General features: G+C 70.0%; 17 protein-coding genes. 9 read left to right on the forward strand and 8 right to left on the reverse strand.

All coding sequences use genetic code 11. The annotated features are described in order from the left end of the window. Nucleotides 1–28 precede the first annotated feature (28 nt). Genes ABZU72_RS10030 through ABZU72_RS10040 form a run of 3 tightly spaced genes read right to left on the reverse strand, consistent with a single transcriptional unit; the run spans nucleotide 29 to nucleotide 1,941 of the window. On the reverse strand, nucleotides 29–409 hold the full coding sequence (locus ABZU72_RS10030) for a DoxX family protein (protein ID WP_355018711.1): 381 nt from the start codon (nucleotides 407–409) through the stop codon (nucleotides 29–31). Nucleotides 410–457: 48 nt separating this feature from the next. Next, entirely contained in the window at nucleotides 458–1,174 is a 717-nt protein-coding gene (locus ABZU72_RS10035) for an SDR family oxidoreductase (protein ID WP_355018712.1), read from the reverse strand. Next, nucleotides 1,171–1,941 (reverse strand): hypothetical protein, encoded by a 771-nt coding sequence (locus ABZU72_RS10040; protein WP_355018713.1) that lies wholly within the window; start codon nucleotides 1,939–1,941, stop codon nucleotides 1,171–1,173. Before ABZU72_RS10040 ends, ABZU72_RS10035 begins: the two co-directional genes overlap by 4 nt. Before the next feature lie 193 nt (nucleotides 1,942–2,134). Between ABZU72_RS10040 and ABZU72_RS10045 the strand changes: the two genes are divergently transcribed. Beyond that, on the forward strand, nucleotides 2,135–3,496 hold the full coding sequence (locus tag ABZU72_RS10045; RefSeq protein ID WP_355018714.1) for a lytic murein transglycosylase: 1,362 nt from the start codon (nucleotides 2,135–2,137) through the stop codon (nucleotides 3,494–3,496). 6 nt (nucleotides 3,497–3,502) lie between these two features. On the opposite strand, the gene ABZU72_RS10050 is transcribed toward ABZU72_RS10045, so the two are convergent. Then, a complete protein-coding gene (locus ABZU72_RS10050; protein ID WP_355018715.1) occupies nucleotides 3,503–4,519 on the reverse strand; it encodes an NADP-dependent oxidoreductase in 1,017 nt (338 codons plus the stop codon). 65 nt (nucleotides 4,520–4,584) lie between these two features. On the opposite strand from ABZU72_RS10050, the gene ABZU72_RS10055 reads away from it, so the two are divergent. The 6 genes from ABZU72_RS10055 to ABZU72_RS10080 all read left to right on the forward strand — a co-directional run bounded on the left by ABZU72_RS10055 (nucleotide 4,585) and on the right by ABZU72_RS10080 (nucleotide 9,591). Then, complete coding sequence (locus ABZU72_RS10055; RefSeq protein ID WP_355018716.1) at nucleotides 4,585–5,475, forward strand: amidohydrolase; 891 nt, start codon at nucleotides 4,585–4,587, stop codon at nucleotides 5,473–5,475. Then, on the forward strand, nucleotides 5,472–6,005 hold the full coding sequence (locus ABZU72_RS10060) for a cysteine dioxygenase family protein (protein ID WP_355018717.1): 534 nt from the start codon (nucleotides 5,472–5,474) through the stop codon (nucleotides 6,003–6,005). Before ABZU72_RS10055 ends, ABZU72_RS10060 begins: the two co-directional genes overlap by 4 nt. Before the next feature lie 203 nt (nucleotides 6,006–6,208). Beyond that, a complete protein-coding gene (locus ABZU72_RS10065; protein ID WP_355018866.1) occupies nucleotides 6,209–7,270 on the forward strand; it encodes an ATP-binding cassette domain-containing protein in 1,062 nt (353 codons plus the stop codon). Continuing rightward, a complete protein-coding gene (locus tag ABZU72_RS10070; protein WP_355018718.1) occupies nucleotides 7,267–7,923 on the forward strand; it encodes an ABC transporter permease in 657 nt (218 codons plus the stop codon). The genes ABZU72_RS10065 and ABZU72_RS10070 overlap by 4 nt, the downstream gene beginning before the upstream one ends. After that, entirely contained in the window at nucleotides 7,920–8,633 is a 714-nt protein-coding gene (locus tag ABZU72_RS10075) for an ABC transporter permease (protein WP_355018719.1), read from the forward strand. The genes ABZU72_RS10070 and ABZU72_RS10075 overlap by 4 nt, the downstream gene beginning before the upstream one ends. 28 nt (nucleotides 8,634–8,661) lie before the next feature. Then, nucleotides 8,662–9,591 (forward strand): ABC transporter substrate-binding protein, encoded by a 930-nt coding sequence (locus tag ABZU72_RS10080; protein ID WP_355018720.1) that lies wholly within the window; start codon nucleotides 8,662–8,664, stop codon nucleotides 9,589–9,591. Here the strand turns inward: ABZU72_RS10080 and ABZU72_RS10085 are convergent. Continuing rightward, the gene (locus tag ABZU72_RS10085) at nucleotides 9,584–10,159 is read right to left on the reverse strand and encodes a helix-turn-helix domain-containing protein (protein WP_355018721.1); all 576 of its coding nucleotides are present in this window, start codon (nucleotides 10,157–10,159) and stop codon (nucleotides 9,584–9,586) included. The two genes, ABZU72_RS10080 and ABZU72_RS10085, sit on opposite strands and share 8 nt — an antisense overlap. 155 nt (nucleotides 10,160–10,314) lie before the next feature. Here ABZU72_RS10085 and ABZU72_RS10090 point away from each other — a divergent pair, with 155 nt between their 5' ends. Both ABZU72_RS10090 and ABZU72_RS10095 read left to right on the forward strand, forming a co-directional pair. Beyond that, nucleotides 10,315–10,887 (forward strand): hypothetical protein, encoded by a 573-nt coding sequence (locus ABZU72_RS10090; RefSeq protein WP_355018722.1) that lies wholly within the window; start codon nucleotides 10,315–10,317, stop codon nucleotides 10,885–10,887. A 1-nt stretch (nucleotide 10,888) separates the two neighbouring features. Then, nucleotides 10,889–12,343, forward strand: a complete 1,455-nt coding sequence (locus ABZU72_RS10095; protein WP_355018723.1) for an NAD(P)/FAD-dependent oxidoreductase — start codon at nucleotides 10,889–10,891, stop codon at nucleotides 12,341–12,343. 21 nt (nucleotides 12,344–12,364) lie between these two features. Here the strand turns inward: ABZU72_RS10095 and ABZU72_RS10100 are convergent, their stop codons facing one another. The 3 genes from ABZU72_RS10100 to ABZU72_RS10110 are packed head-to-tail and all read right to left on the reverse strand — an operon-like array spanning nucleotide 12,365 to nucleotide 14,925. Next, nucleotides 12,365–13,114, reverse strand: a complete 750-nt coding sequence (locus ABZU72_RS10100; RefSeq protein WP_355018724.1) for a hypothetical protein — start codon at nucleotides 13,112–13,114, stop codon at nucleotides 12,365–12,367. Then, nucleotides 13,107–13,451, reverse strand: coding sequence for a VOC family protein (locus tag ABZU72_RS10105; RefSeq protein ID WP_355018725.1), 345 nt, complete (start codon nucleotides 13,449–13,451; stop codon nucleotides 13,107–13,109). Before ABZU72_RS10105 ends, ABZU72_RS10100 begins: the two co-directional genes overlap by 8 nt. 46 nt (nucleotides 13,452–13,497) lie before the next feature. After that, entirely contained in the window at nucleotides 13,498–14,925 is a 1,428-nt protein-coding gene (locus ABZU72_RS10110; RefSeq protein ID WP_355018726.1) for an MBL fold metallo-hydrolase, read from the reverse strand. Nucleotides 14,926–14,972: the final 47 nt, after the last annotated feature.

Below are 14,972 nucleotides of genomic sequence, written 5' to 3' on the forward strand. Positions count from 1 at the left end.
CGATACCTCGCCTGCGTACGCCGCGGTCCTAGAACGGCACGACCACGAACCGACCGAACGCGACGAAGGCCGCCAGCGACCAGAAGACCAGGTCACCGGCGGCGGAGCCCCACTCCTTGCGGATGATGCGGGTGGTCGTCGCGCCGGTCATGAGCAGCACCAGCCCGAGAGCGGCGTACGGCACCAGCCAGGTGGCAGTCCCGGTCACGACCGGAAGGATCAGTCCGGCCGCGGCCAGCACCTTCATCACACCGATGACCTTGAGGAAGCCGCCGGGGAAGTCGTCGGCGTAGTGCCACCCCTCGAAGGCGTTGCGGAACCTCTCCTTCGACAGCAGCAGCATCGCCAGTCCGCCGGCCAGGAACCCGGCAGCCAGAAAGATCGTCACGATCCACAAGATGATGTTCATGCCACCGAGACGAGGTACGTCGCCCGGCTGTGACATCGAACGGGGAGATCACCGCCCGCCGGTCACCCGCAGCGTCGTGGCGGTGACGTACCCGGCCTTCTCGCTCATCAGCCAGGCGACTGCCTCGGCGACCTCGTCGGGTGAGCCCGCACGGCCGATCGGGATCTGGGGCGCCATCCGGGCGATCCGGCCGGGGTCGCCGGTGTTGGCGTGCATGTCGGTCTCGGTGAGCCCAGGGGCGACCGCGACGACCCGGATGCCGAGCGATGCGACCTCGAGCCCGAGGCCCTTGGTGAGCGCGTCGATCCCGGCCTTCGCGGCGGCGTAGTGGACGTACTCCCCCGGTGATCCCAGCGTGGCGGCGCCGGAGGAGATGTTGACGATCACGCCACCCTCGGCGAGCGCCGACACCGCCGCGCGGGCGACCAGCGTGGGGCCGACCAGGTTGACGTCGTACGTCCTCCGGATCTCGTCGGTCGGAGTGTCGACCAGGGGCGCGTAGCGGTAGGTCGCGCCGGCGTTGTTGACCACGCCGGTGACCGGGCCGGCAGCCTCGAAGAGGGCGGCGATCCCGGCGTCGGCGGTGATGTCGGCGGCCACGATCTCGCAGGAGACCCCGAGCGCCCTGATCTCGTCGCGCGTCGCGACAGCAGCAGCTTCGTCGGACAGATATCCGAGCACGAGAGAGTGGCCGTCAGCGGCCAGTCGACGAGCGACAGCGGCACCGATCCCGCGGGTGCCTCCGGTGATGAGAGAGCGTTTCACACCCGAAGGGTGTCACGCAGCCTCCACGCCACCAACGCCAGTGCCAGGACGCCGGCGAGCGCCCATCCGGCGGGGTAGTGCACCGCGGGTTCGTTCCAGCGCTCGTGGAAGTAGACCAGATGCGAGGAGAGCAGCCCGGCGTCGACCGAACGGCCCTCCTGGATGAGTACGCCGATGGCCACCAGCACCGTCAGCAGCGTCTGCATCGCCCAGCCCAGGATCCAGGCGGGCACCCAGGCGACGACGTCGACGGCGCGGCGTACGGACGTCACGAGCACGGTCACCAGGGCAGCCGCCAGCAGCGCGTCGATGACCGACGACGGCAGCTCGCCGGGGAGCATCCCGTCGAGCCAGAGAGGTACGCAGACGGCCGGCGCGGCCAGCATCGGCGCCCGCAGCACACACGGCCCGAGGCTCGCGGCGAGACCGGCGGCGAGACCGGCGACCGTCGTGATCGCGGCGATGGCGATCAGATGGGTCAGCATCGACGAGTTGGTCGCGGCCGGCCCGGCAGCGAACATCAGCCCGAGGAGGGCCGCGGCGACGACACCGGCGCCGGCAAGCACCGCACTGAGCAGCCGGCGGTCCGGGCGCAGCCCCGCGGCGAGCCCACCGAGCGCGGCGGCGAGCAATGTGAACGAGACCAGCTCGGCGACCATCGGGGCGAGCAGGAGCGGCTGCGGCTGGACGAGCTGCGGAAGGAAACCGACGCTCCAACCCGCGGCCGCGACCAGCGGAACCATCCACAGACGAGTCCGTTCAGTCATGTCGTCCACGGTGACAGGCGGAAGGTGAGGCCAGGCGGCGTACTGGGGAACACCAGCCCAACGTCAGGTGGCCCGACCGTTGCCGTTCTTCCCCAAGGTGGGTGGATTTCTAATTGCAGGGCGCCGATCGGGAATACCTGGGTAGGCTCAAGGGACGGACACGTACCCCACGCGTGGAAGAGGTGAGATCGGCATGACCAAAGCACCCCGAAAATTCTGGGCCAGAAGCATCAGTACAGCGGCGCTGACCAGCATCGGGCCTCGGGCCGTTGCCGCCGTCGCGCTGACCGCTGCCTTCGCGGTTCTGGCCCCGAACGAGGCGCGCCTCGATACCGGTCATCAGCAGCCTGAGCTTCCCGATCCGGGCGCTCTCCAGGACCCCCTCGGCATCTCCAACGGCCTGGGTGGCGTGAAGAACCTGACCCCGACCGACGCAGTGAAGCTGGCCTCCAACGCCGAGGAACTGTCGATCCCGGCGGTCGCCCTGGCTGCCTACCAGCGCTCGGCCACCGTGCTCAACGACGCCGACGCCTCCTGCCGCATCGACTGGGCGCTGGTCGCCGCGATCGGCATGGTCGAGAGCAACCACGGACGCTTCGGCGGCAGCGAGCTCAATTCCAACGGCCTCGCCCTCCCCGCGATCATCGGCCCGCAGCTCAACGGCGCCGGCAACTTCGCGGCGATCCGCGACACCGACAACGGCCTCTACGACCACGACACGGAGTACGACCACGCTGTCGGCCCGATGCAGTTCATCCCCTCCACCTGGACGGTCATGGGCACCGATGGTGACGGCGACAACCGCCGCGACCCGCAGGACGTCGACGATGCTGCCGTTGCCACCGCGGCCTACCTGTGCGCCGGCACCGAGGACGTCAGCACCGACTCCGGCGCCCAGTCCGCGGTCTACCGCTACAACCAGAGCGACACGTACGTCGAGGCAGTGCTGAAGATCGCCGGCCAGTACCGCAACGGGGAGTTCCCCGGCTCACCGAGCGTGGACGGTGGTGGATCAACCTCCTCGATGAGGCCCACTGCCTCCGCCCTCCCGCGCACCTCGAACACCGTCAAGCCGGCGACCAAGTCGGAGACCAAGGCCGCGCCGGTCAAGAATCCGGCGCCGAGCAAGTCGCCGACACCCACCGATAACACCACGGGCGACTCCGACTCCGGCGACAACTCGTCTGGTGGCGAGACCGAGACCCCGACGCCCACCCCGACGCCCACCCCAACGCCGACCCCGACGCCGACTCCTACGCCCACACCGACTCCGACCCCGACGCCCACCGACGCCGCGACGGCGGCGACTCTCGCGGAGCCCTGCAGGGTGGCGACGATCGCGGTCTATGGCGACACGTTCGAGGCGGCCGACAAGGTCACCTACGACGCCGTGATCGCCAACTGCATCGCCACGTTCGAGCCCGAGACGACCATGCCCGAGGGGCTCACCATCAGAGAGCACCTCCGCACCCTTGCCGGCACGGAAGAGTTCCCGACCCTCAAGGACCCCGCCCCGGAGGCCACCGCCCCCGAGGAGGAAGCTCCTGCGGAGTGATCTGGGTCAGCTGACCTGGATCACCGTCTTGCCGAAGTTCTGACCCCGGAGCATCCGGTTGAACGCGGCAGGCGCGTTCTCGATCCCTTCGGTGATGTCCTCGCGGTAGCGCAGCTTGCCGTCGCCCAGCCAGCCGGCCGCCTCGGTGAGGAAGGTCCGCTGGTGATCGGGGACGAACTCGTCCTGGATGAAACCCCTGATCAGCAGGGACTTGTTGAGGATGTGCCGCATCAGTCCGGGCGCCCGGTCGGGTCCCTCGGGCGCGGCGGTGTCGTTGTAGTGCGCGACGATCCCGCAGACCGGCACCCGGGCGAACTTGTTGAGCCGCGGCAGCACCGCGTTCCACACGTGGCCGCCGACGTTCTCGAAGTAGACGTCGATCCCGTCGGGGACCGCCGCCTTCAGCTGCTCCTTGAAGTCGGGTGCGCGGTGGTCGAGGGCTGCGTCGAAGCCGAGCTCGGTCAGATGCGCGACCTTCTCCGGTCCGCCGGCGATGCCCACGGCGCGGCAGCCGAGGATCTTCGCGATCTGTCCGACCGTGGCGCCTACGGGGCCGGTCGCGGCCGCCACGACGACGGTCTCGCCGGGCTTCGGCTGCCCGATCTGGGTCAGCCCCGCATACGCCGTGAACCCTGGCATCCCCAGCACGCCCAGCGCGGTGGAGACCGGTGCGACGGACGGATCGAGGCGGCGGGTGTGGTTGGCCGGCGCGACGGAGAACGCCTGCCAGCCTCCGTACGCCAGCACCACGTCGCCCACCTGCCGCGACGGATCGCGCGACTCCACCACCTCGGCGACCGTGGCGCCGGGCAGCACGTCGCCCAGGGCGGTCGGAGCGGCGTACGACGGCGCATCGCTCATCCGCCCGCGCATGTAGGGGTCGAGCGAGAGGAATTTCGTACGCAGCAGCACCTCGCCCTCCGCGGGCGCCGGCACCTCGGAGGTGACGATCGAGAAGTCCTCGGCGGTCGGCTCACCGACCGGGCGAGCGCGGAGCAGGATCTGGGTGTTCGTGTCGGTCATCCCGCCATGGTGCCTCATCGGCGGGTAGGCTTGCTTAATCACGACTAAACCTATTGACTTAGCGCATGAAGCGCCAGGTCGACGTCCACCAGCACCTGTGGCCGCCCGCACTGGTCGAGGAGCTGCGCCGCCGGCGGCAGCCTCCGTACCTCGACGGCTGGGTGCTCCACCTCGACGGTGAGCCGCCCTACTCCGTCGATCCGGGAGATCATGACCTCCCCCGCCGCGCAGGGCAGGAGGACGGGCTCGTCCTGCTGTCGCTCTCCAGCCCGTTGGGGATCGAGTCGCTCGCCCCCGCCGAGGCACACGGGCTGCTCGACGCCTGGCACGGCTTCGCCGACGACCTGCCCGCCGACTACGGGCTGTGGGCCGCACCGGCGCTGGTCGAACCGGACCTCGACGGACTCGAGAAGGTCCTCGCGCACGACCGCGTCCACGGCCTCCAGGTCCCGGCGACTGCGCTGGCGACCCCGATCGCGCTCGAGGCCCTGGCTCCCATCCTGGCCGTGGCCCAGGAGGCCGACCTGCCCGTCCTCGTCCACCCGGGCCCCGCGGCGGACCCAGCGACAGACCAACCCAACTGGTGGCCCGCCCTCACCTCGTACGTCGCCCAGCAGAGTGCCGCATGGCACTCCTGGCACGTCGCGGGGCGGTCGCTGCTGCCGACTCTGCGGATCGCCTTTGTGGCACTGGCCGGGCTCGCGCCGCTCCATCACGAGCGCCTCGCCCAGCGCGGCGGGAGCCTCGGCGCGATCGACCGGCACGTCTACTACGAGACCTCGTCCTACCGCACCCAGGCGATCGACGCGATGTCGCGCGTGGTCGGCGTGGACCCGCTGGTGAACGGGTCGGACCGGCCCTACGCCGAGCCGACCGATCCCGGCTTGGGCGAGGCCCTCAGCCGGGCGATCCTCGTCGCCAACCCGCACCACCTGCTCACCGGAGGAGACCGATGACCATCACCGAACCGACCGTCGACACCGTTCTGGGCGCCGCGGAACTGCCCGACCTGCCGGGACGTACGCTCACTCCCGGCGAGCTGCGCGCCTGGGTCGACGAGCTCGCCGCGCACCCCGAGAGGTGGGAGCACCTGGTGCGCCACGACACCGGCGGTCGCCACTACGCCTCGCTCTACCGGGACAAGGACATCGACGTCTGGCTGCTGTGCTGGAACACCGTCGACGACACCGGCTGGCACGACCACGACATCTCCTCGGGCGCGGTCGCGGTGACCCGCGGATCGGTCTTCGAGCAGCAGCCGAGGTTCGGCGGCGACCCCGTGCAACGGGAGGTCGGCGCGGGTCGCAGCTTCGGCTTCGGGCCCGACCACATCCATCGGATGAGCGGTGCGGTCGACGGCGCGGTCTCGATCCACGCCTACTCGCCGCCACTGTGGCGGATGGGGCAGTACGCGATCAGCGACGACGGCGTGATGCGCCGCGTCTCGGTCTCCTACGCCGACGAGCTGCGCCCGCTGGAGGACTGAACGACCCGCGCCGCGCCGAGTCGACATCTCGGGCGTCGAGTCCCGGGATGTGGCAGATTTCAAGCATCGAGGAACGAGGCTCGGACGGCTAACCCGACGTCCCTGTCCGTTTAACATCTTCGGTTCCTTCCCCGGATCTGGCAGGCTGAGGATCTTGTGCAACGGCGTCCGCAGGTGAAGAACAAAAGACAGGAGCGGTGGCTGTGATCGAGTTCGAGGGCGTGACCAAGCGCTATCCGGACGGCACAGTTGCCGTGGAAGACCTATCCCTGAAGGTCGACACCGGCCAGATCACCGTGTTCGTCGGGCCGTCGGGATGCGGCAAGACGACCGCGCTGCGGATGATCAACCGGATGATCGAGCCGACCTCCGGCCGGATCCTGATCGACGGTGACGACGTCACCAGCCGCCCGGAGGCACAGCTGCGGCGCGAGATCGGCTACGTGATCCAGGGCGCCGGGCTCTTCCCGCACCGTACGGTGCTCGACAACGTCGCGACCGTCCCGATCCTGCAGGGCATCTCCCGCCGGGAGGCCCGCACGAACGCCCTCGACCTGCTCGAGCGCGTCGGGCTCGCCGCCAACCTCGGCGAGCGCTACCCGGCCCAGCTCTCGGGCGGCCAGCAGCAGCGCGTCGGGGTCGCCCGGGCGCTCGCGGCCGACCCGCCGGTGCTGCTCATGGACGAGCCGTTCTCGGCCGTCGACCCGGTCGTACGCGACGACCTCCAGCAGGAGCTGCTCCGGCTCCAGGGCGAGCTCGGCAAGACCATCGTCCTGGTCACCCACGACATCGACGAGGCGATCCGCCTCGGCGACAAGGTCGCCGTCTTCGACCAACGCGCCCGCTTGGCCCAGTTCGCCCCGCCCGCCGACCTTCTCGCCGCTCCGGCCGACGACTTCGTCGCCTCGCTCGTCGGTCGCGACCGCGGCTTCCGGGGCCTCGGCTTCGCCGACGGGAGCTCGGTCGCGCTCAAACCCATCGACCACGGCGTCGACGGGCTCACCCTCGAGGTCGACCACGACGGGCGACCGCTGGGCTGGCGCGGTACCGACGGGCTCCTCCCAACCGAGGGCACCTTCAGCGACGGCGCCAACCTGCGTACGGTCACCGACCTGGTCATCCTCTCGCCCGCCGGCGCCGCGATCCGGATCGACGCCGAGGGTCGCGCCGACGGGCTGGTTCTGCTCGAGGACCTGGCCGGCAGCGTACGTTCGCAGCAGCGGGAGCGCCTGGCGGCACTGGCCACCTCGGAGGACGCTGGATGAGCGAGATCTGGCGCTACCTCGAGACCAACGCGGACGACGTACTCACCGCGCTCGTCCAGCACATCTGGCTCGCTCTGATTCCGGTGGCGATCGCCTTCGTCCTCGCCCTCCCGCTGGGCGCCCTGGTCCATCGCTACGTCCCGGCGCGCCACATCGCGCTCACCGCCGGCAGCGTGATCTACACCGTCCCGTCGCTGGCCCTGCTCCTGCTGCTCCCAGGCCTCCTCGGCACCAGCGTCCTCGACCCGATCAACGTGGTCATCGCGCTCACCCTCTACTCGCTCGCCCTGCTCGTCCGCACGACCGCCGACGGTCTCGACGCGGTCGACACCACCGTCCTGCAGGCCGCGACCGCGATGGGCTATCGGCCCGTACGCCGCTGGTTCACTGTCCAGCTGCCGCTGGCGATGCCGGTGATCCTGACCGGTCTGCGAGTGGCGACGGTGGCCAACGTGAGCATGGTCAGCATCGCGGCCCTGATCGGCATCGGCGGCCTCGGGCAGCTCTTCACGCGCGGGTTCCAGCTCGGCTTCTACCTGCCGCCGATCATCATCGGGCTGGTCCTCTCGGTCACCCTCGCGGTCATCGCCGACGTCCTCATCGTCGCCATCCAGCGCGGGCTCACCCCGTGGGCCCGAGCGGGTGCGCGATGAGCCTCGACTACCTGCTCGACGCCGCCAACTGGTCGCTGACCAGCCCAGACGGGTTCCCGCAGCGCATCCTCGAGCACCTCGGCTACACCGTCCTCGCCCTGGCGATCGCGGCCGTGATCGCGTTCCCGATCGGTCTGCTGATCGGCCACACCGGCCGCGGCGCGCTGATCGCCATCAACCTCGGCAACGCCGGCCGCGCGCTGCCGACCCTCGGCGTGCTCATGCTCGCGCTCGGCCTGGTCGGGATCGGCCTGGTCCCGGTCACGATCGCTCTGGTCGTGCTCGCCATCCCACCCATCCTCGCCACGACGTACGCCGGCATCCAGTCCGTCGCCGACGCGACCGTCGACGCGGCGCGAGGTGTCGGCATGACCGAGGCCCAGATCGCCTGGCGCGTCGAGGTCCCGATCGCGCTGCCGATCATCATCGGCGGCCTGCGCAACGCGTCGCTCCAGGTGGTCTCGACCGCGACCATCGCTGCGTACGTCGGTCTCGGCGGCCTCGGCCGCTATCTCTTCGACGGGCTGGCGACGCTCCAGTACGACCAGGTGGTCGCCGGCGCGATCGTGATCGCGGTGCTCGCGGTCGTGATCGACCTGGCGCTCGCGGGCGCGCAGCGGCTCCTCGTCTCGCCCGGAGTCGACGGCCGCGGGGCCGGCAACCGTCCGTCCACCGTCCGCCCCGAGCCCCAACCCGAACCCGCCGGCTGATCAACCCAGCAATCCGAGAGGTATCTCAATGTCCCGCCGAATCCGCACCACCGCGTACCTGTTCGCCACCCTCGCCGTGGCAGGCACCCTGACCGCCTGCGGCGGTGACCCGCTCGACTCCGGATCGGACTCCGACTCGGGCGGCGGCGGCACGATCGTCGTCGGCTCGGCCAACTTCCCCGAGAGCGAACTGCTCATGGAGATGTACGCCCAGGCTCTCGAGGCCGAGGGCGTCAAGGTCGAGACCAAGCCCAACATCGGGTCCCGCGAGGTCTACATGGAGGCCTTCAAGAGCGGCGACATCGACCTGCTGCCGGAGTACAACGGCGCCCTGCTGGCCTACCTGAAGCCCGACGGTGTCCCGGAGAACGTGTCGGCCCCCGAGGACGTCTACGAGGCGCTCCAGGAGGTCCTGCCGGAGGGCAGCGAGACCCTCCCGCAGTCGGAGGCCGAGGACAAGGACACCCTCACCGTCTCCAAGGAGACCGCAGACAAGTACTCCCTGAAGAGCATCGAGGACCTGGCTCCGGTCGCGAAGGACCTCACGCTCGGCGGCTCCCCGGAGTTCAAGGAGCGCCACCAGGGCCTGGTCGGCCTCGACGAGGTCTACGGGGTCACGTTCAAGGAGTTCAAGCCGCTCGACGCCGGCGGCCCGCTGACGACCGGCGCGCTGGCGAAGGGCGACATCGACGTTGCCAACGTCTTCTCCACCGACTCTTCGATCCCCACCAACGGCTGGGTGGTCCTGGAGGACCCGGAGAACCTCTTCCTCTCCCAGAACGTCGTCCCGCTGATCCGCTCCGAGGCGCTCAGCAGCGACGCCGAGACCGCGCTCAACGCGGTCTCCGAGGCGCTGACCACCGCCAACCTGACCGAGGCGCTCGCCAAGGTCCAGGTCGACAAGGCCGACCCGGCCACGGTCGCCAAGGAGTTCCTCGCCGACAACGGCGTCAGCTGAGCGCTGACCCCAGGCCGCTCCGGTAGGTCAGAAGCCCCTCGAGTCCTCGCAGGAACGTCTCACTTACCGGGGCGGGATCGGTCAGACAGCCGGCAGCCATCGCACCGTCTCGCAACATGACGAAGTGGCGGCCGGCGAACTCCGAGTCGGGCTTGCCGGTCGCCGCGAAGAGATCGGTCATCGTGGCCAGAAACCATTGCCGGTGCTTCAGCACGGCCTGATGGACCACGTGCGCCGGGTCCGGGTATTCGGCCGCGGCGTTGAGGAACGCGCAACCTCGGAACCCCTCGCTCTGGATGTCCGCGGCGATCGACCGGCCGACGGCCCGGATGAGGTCGTCGGGGTCCTCGACCTCCGCCCGGGCGGCGTCCACGCGCGCCCGGATCGCCTCGTCGGCCTGCGTCAGGTACGCCACGACGAGCTCGTCCTTGCTCCGGAAGTGCCGATAGAGCGTCGCCCGCGTGACCTGCGCCTCGGCGATCACGCGATCCACTCCGACCGAGTGCAGACCCTCGGTGTAGAAGAGCCGACTCGCTGTGCTGAGCAGTCGATCCCGGGCCTCAGACATCCGCCATCCCTCTCGTTCTCACGGTCTAGGTCTCACCGGCTCGACGGTAGCAGACAGAACGATCGGTCTTGCATTTGTCGACTGGCTGGGGCAGACTCTCGATCCAGGTAGAACGATCGTTCTGTCTCCCAACTTGATTCCGAGAAAGGGATCCGATGTCCACCTCCGTCGAGACCGGCCATTCCGGCACACTGATCGCACCGTCCCGCGCACTGCCGAAGCTCTACTTCTTCCGCTTCGGGTTCGCGATCGTCTGGGCCGTCCTGGTCGCACTCACCGCGACCACGCTCAACGCCGCAAGCATCGCGCTGCTGGTCATCTACCCGCTGTTCGACGTGGTGGCCGCCGTGGTCGACCACCGCACCTCGGGCGCCAAGGGCCCGCGCGTCCTGCTGTACGTCAACATGGCGCTCAGCCTGCTCACCGCTGTCGGCGTCGCCGTCGCGGCCACCTCCGGGATCCCGGACATCCTGCGGGTGTGGGGCGCCTGGGCGATCACCGCCGGCCTGGTCCAGCTGTTCGTCGCGGTGCGCCGCTACCGACTCGGTGGTCAGTGGGCGATGATCCTCAGCGGCGGGATCTCGACCTTCGCCGGAACCGGATTCGTCCTGATGGCCGCCGGCCCGAAGGCGTCACTCACCGGTCTCGCGGGCTACGCGACGCTGGGTGGCATCTTCTTCCTGATCTCTGCCCTCCGACTGCGCCAGCGCGCAGGTAAGGTCAACTGACATGACGAGCACCAGCCAAGACCTGACCGTCGACGTCATCATCATCGGCGCCGGCCCGACCGGCGAGAACGTGGCAGACCGCGTCGTGCAGGGCGGCCTGACCGCCGCGATCGTCGAGCGCGAGCTCGTCGGCGGCGAGTGCTCCTACTGGGCGTGCATGCCGACGAAGGCACTGCTTCGGGACGCGGCGGCATTGCGCGCCGCGCGTGCTCTCCCGGCCGCCGGTCAGGCGGTCACGGGCACGCTCGACCCCGCCGCCGTGTTCGCCCGGCGTGACGAGTTCACATCCAACTGGAAGGACACCGGCCAGGTCGAGTGGCTGACCGGCGCCGGGATCACCCTGGTCCGCGGGCACGGGCGCATCACCGGCACCCGCTCGGTCACGGTCACCGCCGACGACGGCACGACCACCAACCTTGAGGCACGCCACGCCGTGGTCGTCTCCACCGGCAGCTCCTCCCTCATCCCGCCGATCCCGGGACTGGAGGAAGTCGGGCCCTGGACCAACCGCGAGGCCGCCGGCGCCCAGTCCGTTCCCGATCGCCTGGCGATCATCGGCGGCGGGGTGGTCGGCGCCGAGATGGCGACCGCCTTCAGCGCCCTCGGGTCCCAGGTGACCCTGATCTCCCGCACCCGGCTCCTGCCGGGCGTCGAGAAGTTCGCCGGTGAGCAGGTGGCCGAGGCGCTTCGGACGTACGGGGTCACGCTCCACCTGGACGCCGGCGCGACCGAGGCCCGGCGTGATGATGGCGGCGAGGTGCGGGTGACCCTCTCCGACGGCACCGAGGTGACCGCGGACGAGGTCCTGGTGGCCACCGGTCGGGTGCCCAACACGAAGGACCTCGGTCTGGAGCACGTCGGTCTCGAGCCCGGAAGCTGGCTGAAGGTCGACGACGCCCTGGCCGTGGTCGACGACAACGGGCAGCTCGAGGAGGGCTGGCTCTACGCCGCAGGCGACGTCAACCATCGAGCACTGCTGACCCACCACGGGAAGTACCAGGCCCGCTCGCTCGGCGATCTGATCGCGGCACGCGCTCGCGGCGAGGAGCCCGACCTGAGCACATGGGGGCGTCATGCCGCCACCGCCGACGAGCGCGCTACCACCCAGGTGATCTTCACCGACCCCGAGGTCGTCGCCGTCGGACACTCCGCCGAATCGGCCGAGGCGGCCGGCATCGAGGTCGGCGTCGTCGACTACGATCTCGGCTCGGTCTCCGGCGCATCGCTCCACGCGGACGGCTACCGCGGCCAAGCGCGGATGGTCATCGACGAGCAGCGCAAGACCCTCGTCGGCTTCACCGCCGTCGGCCCGGACATCTCCGAGCTCCTGCACGCGGCCACGATCGCGATCGTCGGCGAGGTCCCGCTGGACCGCCTATGGCACGCGGTTCCTGCGTACCCGACCATCAGCGAGATCTGGCTCCGCCTGCTCGAGACCGCAGGACGGGACCGCTAGAACAACTGCTCGAGGTTGGCCTCACCTGGCCGGCGCGGGATCCCTCCGCTCCACCCTGCTCGCCGACAACAGCCCCCCGATCAGCAGCGCGAGCGACACCAGCAGGAGTACGCCGCCGACACCGAGCAACACACCGATCGCGGCGCCGAGCACCGGGAGGGTGGCTCCGATGGCCGCCACGGCGGTCACCGGAGCATGTCCGTCGGCATTCATCACCACAAGGGTCCAGTCGCCCGACTCAACCTCCCAGGTGAGCGTCTGGGGCCCGGTCCCGCTCGTCGAGGCGGTCCAGAAGCCGGCCTCCGCAGGGAGGGATGCCAGGGATCCGCCGTCGACCGCATCGTACGTCGGGGTGTTGCCGTCGAAGCCGTCGATCGTCGAGTGGCGGACGTCGGCGAGGTAGGCGGCGACGTCGGCGGACGGCGCGACGCCCACGAAGACCGGGCCCTCCTCGACTGAGGTGACTACCAGCTTGGCGTCCCCGACCAGCATGCCGGGTACGTCCGCACCGGCGTCGGTCTCGATGGTGAACGACTCGGAGGTGATCGCATGCCCAGAGGCGGAGATCGTCACCCCGTCGGTCACCAGGTAACCGTCGTCGTCGCGCTGGGCCGCGGCCACCGCGAGAGCACCGCCACCGGCGATGAGACCGAGCGAGACCAGCAGGAGAACGCTGCCAGCCACGACGGCGATGACTCGCCCGGTCGTCCAGCGGGGTCGTTCGGTCGTCGTTGCCCGAACCTCGCCCTGCGGCTCTGTCGGGTCACTCACGGAACAGTCCGATGATGTTGCCGCCGGGGTCGCGGAGCATGGCGAACGACCCGGTGCCGGGGATCTCCATCGGCGGCACGACGGTCTCGCCACCCAGCTCTCCGGCGCGCCGGAGGCTGCCCTCGAGGTCGTCGGTCGAGACGTACACCGTGACGTAGGCGGGCATCTCGTCGCGGGTCTGCATGACACCGCCACCGATCCCGTCCTCCGTGGCTTTCACGAGCCAGTAGTCGGGGCCGGCCCCCTGGATGTCCCAGCCGAACAGGTCTCGATAGAACCCGGTGAGCCGCTCGCCGTCAGATCCGGCGATCTCGAAGTGCACCACGGGGTGTGTCATGTCTGTCTCCTTCATCATCAGGCGTTGAGGGTTCCGAGACCGGGCGTCATGAGCCCAGGAGTACGCGTTCACCGCGCCGGGGCACCACGGCGACGACACCGAGCTCGTCCTGGATCCGGTCCGCCAGGGCGCGTGAGGACGTCGGTTCGCCGTGCACGACGTAGACGGTCTCCGGGAGCTCGGGCGCCGAGGCGACCCACGCGACCAGCTCGTCGGAATCGGCGTGGACGCTGAAGTCCGAGATCGCCACCACCTCCGCACGGACCGGGACGTACCGGCCGTGCATCTTCACCGCCCGGGCGCCCTCGACCAACTGTCGGCCGCGGGTGCCCTGAGCCTGGTAGCCAGTGAGCACGATGCTGTTGCGAGGGTCGGGAAGCTGGCGGAGCAGATGGTGGACGACACGGCCGCCGGTGGCCATCCCGGAGGCCGAGATGATGATGCACGGTTCCTTGGGGCGATTGAGCCGCTCGGAGCCGGCGGCATCCCGGACCCGGTGGACGTCCAGCCCCTCGAGGTCGCGCAACGGCGCCGCTCGCTTGAGATCGAGCTCGTCGCTGTGCGCACCCAGCGCCGTTCGGTAGACGTCGAGCGCGGCCAGGGCCATCGGGCTGTCGACGAAGATCGGGACCTTCGGGATCCGGCCCGCGCGACGGAGCCTGAGCAGCTCGAGCAGCACCAGCTCGGTCCGGTCCACCGCGAACGCAGGGATCAGTACGACGCCGCCGCGGGCGACCGTACGGCGCACCGTGCCGGCCAGGGCTTCGGGATCCGCCGGTGGATGCCGTCGGTCGCCGTAGGTGGACTCGAGCACCATCGCCGAGGCGGCCGGAGGGGGCGCGGGCGGCAGCAGGATCGGATGACCCGGTCGACCCAGGTCGCCACTGAACACCACCCGCTCGCCTCCGACGTCGACGACGGCCACCGCGGAGCCCAAGATGTGGCCGGCGCGCTGCAGCGTCACGACCATTCCTCCGACCGGCCACGGTTCACCGAAGCCCACCGGGTGCAGACGCTCGAGCGTCCGCTCGACGTCTGACGCCGTGTAGAGCGGCAGAGCCGGGTCGTGCTTCGACCAACCGCCCTCGTTGGCGACCCGAGCGTCCTCCTCCTGCAGGTGCGCGCTGTCCCGGAGAACGATGGCGGCGAGCGCAGCGGTGCCCGGCGTGCACATCGTCTCGCCGGCGAAGCCGTCGCTCACCAGCCGAGGCAGGTATCCGGTGTGATCGAGGTGAGCATGGGTGAGGACGACGGCGTCCAGGTCCGCGGGCGTCACCGGGAACGGTGCCCAGTTGAGCCGCCGCAGCTCCCGCAGCCCCTGGTAGAGACCGGCGTCCACCAGCAGACGATCGCTGCCGTACGTCACCAGGAACCGGCTTCCGGTCACCGTGCCGGATGCCCCGAGGAACTCCAGCACGGGATGCTTCGAGCGCGATGTGCCAGGGGCAGCGACAGGAGTCTCGGCGGGTTCCATCGGGCTTCCCTTCGCAGGTGGTGCCTCCACGCTGCTGCATCCGTCAG

Origin of the sequence: Nocardioides sp. NPDC004968, from assembly GCF_040608935.1 — a bacterium.
Classification (GTDB): domain Bacteria; phylum Actinomycetota; class Actinomycetes; order Propionibacteriales; family Nocardioidaceae; genus Nocardioides.

Coding starts and splice junctions, on each gene's coding strand:
- ABZU72_RS10030 (WP_355018711.1), bottom strand. CDS start 409: ATGAACATCATCTTGTGGATCGTGACGATCTTTCTGGCTGCCGGGTTC.
- ABZU72_RS10040 (WP_355018713.1), bottom strand. CDS start 1,941: ATGACTGAACGGACTCGTCTGTGGATGGTTCCGCTGGTCGCGGCCGCG.
- ABZU72_RS10045 (WP_355018714.1), top strand. CDS start 2,135: ATGACCAAAGCACCCCGAAAATTCTGGGCCAGAAGCATCAGTACAGCG.
- ABZU72_RS10050 (WP_355018715.1), bottom strand. CDS start 4,519: ATGACCGACACGAACACCCAGATCCTGCTCCGCGCTCGCCCGGTCGGT.
- ABZU72_RS10055 (WP_355018716.1), top strand. CDS start 4,585: ATGAAGCGCCAGGTCGACGTCCACCAGCACCTGTGGCCGCCCGCACTG.
- ABZU72_RS10060 (WP_355018717.1), top strand. CDS start 5,472: ATGACCATCACCGAACCGACCGTCGACACCGTTCTGGGCGCCGCGGAA.
- ABZU72_RS10070 (WP_355018718.1), top strand. CDS start 7,267: ATGAGCGAGATCTGGCGCTACCTCGAGACCAACGCGGACGACGTACTC.
- ABZU72_RS10075 (WP_355018719.1), top strand. CDS start 7,920: ATGAGCCTCGACTACCTGCTCGACGCCGCCAACTGGTCGCTGACCAGC.
- ABZU72_RS10080 (WP_355018720.1), top strand. CDS start 8,662: ATGTCCCGCCGAATCCGCACCACCGCGTACCTGTTCGCCACCCTCGCC.
- ABZU72_RS10085 (WP_355018721.1), bottom strand. CDS start 10,159: ATGTCTGAGGCCCGGGATCGACTGCTCAGCACAGCGAGTCGGCTCTTC.
- ABZU72_RS10090 (WP_355018722.1), top strand. CDS start 10,315: ATGTCCACCTCCGTCGAGACCGGCCATTCCGGCACACTGATCGCACCG.
- ABZU72_RS10095 (WP_355018723.1), top strand. CDS start 10,889: ATGACGAGCACCAGCCAAGACCTGACCGTCGACGTCATCATCATCGGC.
- ABZU72_RS10105 (WP_355018725.1), bottom strand. CDS start 13,451: ATGACACACCCCGTGGTGCACTTCGAGATCGCCGGATCTGACGGCGAG.
- ABZU72_RS10110 (WP_355018726.1), bottom strand. CDS start 14,925: ATGGAACCCGCCGAGACTCCTGTCGCTGCCCCTGGCACATCGCGCTCG.